General features: G+C 34.6%; 1 protein-coding gene. It reads left to right on the top strand.

Translation table 11 applies throughout. From position 1 onward, the window contains the following. Nucleotides 1–430 precede the first annotated feature (430 nt). On the top strand, nucleotides 431–2,919 hold a 2,489-nt coding region (locus tag BUB95_RS14125; protein ID WP_143185619.1), incomplete at its 3' end, for a DUF8202 domain-containing protein.

Raw genomic sequence — 2,919 nt, 5'->3', positions numbered from 1 at the left:
AATCAAACAGAATACAACGTTGGGAAATTAAGTTCTGGTCCTTATATCATTAAATTAAATACTGTAAGCGGTTCGGTATCTAAAAAAATATTGATAGATTAAGTCCTGTAATTTAAATCCTACAAAAAACACCTCTCTATGGAGGTGTTTTTTTTTACACTAATTTAAAAAGCTAATATTCAAGCTTTTAGACCAACAGTAAAATCAGTACTTTTTGGAAAATATAATATAATCATTTACGGTAAAATTAAGTAAACTAGTAATCTCATAAAAAATCTTTATATATGTAAGTTAAATATTACACATTTTAACTAAAAGTCTAATTATCAATTAATTATAATATGCATTTCGTCGAATTTATTTGCATTTCATGGAGTTGATACATATGTTTGTGAAATAATATAGTCCCAAACTATAAAATTAGCCGCTTATGAAAACTTATTATGCTTACTTAGTAAAGACATTAGCTTTTATATTATTTGTTTTTTTAGCTCCCAATAATACGTTTAGCCAATGTTCAACAACTATTACTACTTATCCTTATAATGAAGGTTTTGAATCAGGATTAGGTAATTGGAGCCAAGACACTACAACTGATGATAGAGATTGGACTCGACTTACAGGAGGCACCCCTTCTAGTAATACTGGTCCGAGCGGAGCCAATGGAGGTTCCTACTACATGTACACTGAAGCAACTAATAATTTCAATTTAGTATTTAATTTTATTAGCCCTTGTTTTGATTTAACCTCAGAATCCGCAGCTTACTTCTCTTTTTACTACCATATGTATGGTACAAACATGGGAACTCTAGATGTGGAAGTTAGTACAGATAATGGAGCGACATTCTCAACTCCAGTATGGTCACGATCTGGTGAAGCACAAACTAGTAACGGTGCTGCATGGATTTTAGCTGAAGTAGACTTAAGAGATTATCTCGGTCAAACTATAGTAATACGATTTAATGGTACAACTGGACCTCAATTTACTAGTGATATGGCTATAGATGATGTACAACTTTCTAATGTTCCAAGGCCAGAAATAGACATACAGAGTAATGCTTTAACAATTGTTGATGGTGATACAACACCTTCAACTTTTGATAATACAGATTTTGGAACAACCGATACAGGTACTCCTGCTATTTATACATACACCATACAAAACCTAGGACTAGCCAATTTAAACTTAAGTTCTTGGACGAGTAGTGCCGGAGAATTTGTTGTTAGCGCACCTGTATCAACAAATTTAGCGCCAGGAGCATCAACCACATTGACAATAACCTTTACTCCTTCTGGTACAGCAACTTATAATAGTACAATTACAATAAATAATAATGATAGTGATGAAGGTGTTTATACCTTTAATGTAAGAGGTATAGGCGCAGCAGCATTGTCGTGTAGTTCTGCCACTATTACTTTGCCATATACTGAAAGTTTCGAAAGTGGACTAAATGGTTGGTCTTCAGGAGGTTCAAATGCCATAAGAGTTAACAATCCTGGCGCTTCTTATGATAATAATTATAGTCTAAACATTAGAGCAAACTCTGGAAACGGTTCGTCTTTTTGTTCACCGTCAATAGACATAACTGCTTACGATAAAGTTGATTTTAAATTCTTCTTTTATGCATCTGGTTTTGAGCTAAATGAAACATTTACTGTTGAGTATAGTTCTAACGGAGGTACCTGGCAAATTCTAAGAAGTTTTAAAGCAGGAGACACATCACCAGCTAATAAATCTGGAGATTTTCAAATGGGCACTAGTTCAACAAACTACTATGTAAGAACTGCTACTGTCTTAAGAAGTAATTATACTTTTTCTAATGATGTTCGTTTTAGAATACAATCAAAAGCTAGTGATACGTCTGATAATATTTATGTAGATAATATATCTATAACTGGTATTACATTTAATTCTCCAACTGTTGGTCCAGGTGGAGTAACGTCGGATTTAAGTCTATGGCTTCAAGCCGACAAGTTAAATGGTACAACGGTTGGGACAGATGGAGCTTTAGTCTCTCAATGGATAGATACTGGTATGGGTAATAATGCTGAAGCAACTGCTTCTGGTCAAGAACCTGTATATAGAAATAGTACAGCCCGAAATATCAATTTTAATCCTGTAATTGATTTTACAAACGATAATAATACTGCTAGTGGAGATATGACTTATCTGGACGGCAGAGAAGTTTTAGAAGGATCAGCTGGTTTTAATAGTGATGATATTTTTATGGTAGTCATACCAGACACACCTGTAAATACTTCTACAATACCATTAGATACTTTTACAAGCTTTGATATTACAGCTAATAATTCTCATGTAGAAGATGTTACTGGATTTGGCTTTGGCAACTATTCTGCAAGATTTACAAATGAAATATTTGGTTATGCAGTTGGTTCAACATCACAAAGTTCTCCTTTTCCTGGCTTTGGCCGTGGTGTAACTGACTCCTCAATAAATATGAACCAAATAGCAATTATTAATACAAGACATAATACTTCGGATTCAGATATTGAAATTTACATGAACGCTAATCAAATTGGCGATGTAACTAACGACGCTAATGATTTTTCTACAATAAGAGAGCAACGCTTCTGGCTAGGTCGTAGTCAGTATTGGCAAGGAAGTTTTGATGGACGTATTGCCGAGGTCATTACCTATAGAGCGCGTAAAGACGATGCTGATGCTACTCAAGAACGTAACAGAATACAATCCTACTTAGCCATTAAATACGGTATCACTTTAGAACCTACTATCACCGCTGGAGTCATTGAAGAAGGTAACTTAGATTACGTTGATAGTGACGGTACTGTCATTTGGGATGTGTCTGCTAGTGCAGGATTCAATTTTGATATCGCTGGTATTGGTCGTGATGATGCCTCTGGACTTGACCAAAGACAATCTAGCAGTATCAACTCTAT

Source organism: Winogradskyella jejuensis (assembly GCF_900129745.1).
Lineage (GTDB): Bacteria > Bacteroidota > Bacteroidia > Flavobacteriales > Flavobacteriaceae > Winogradskyella > Winogradskyella jejuensis.
This window is presented reverse-complemented; position numbering and strand designations above follow the sequence as displayed.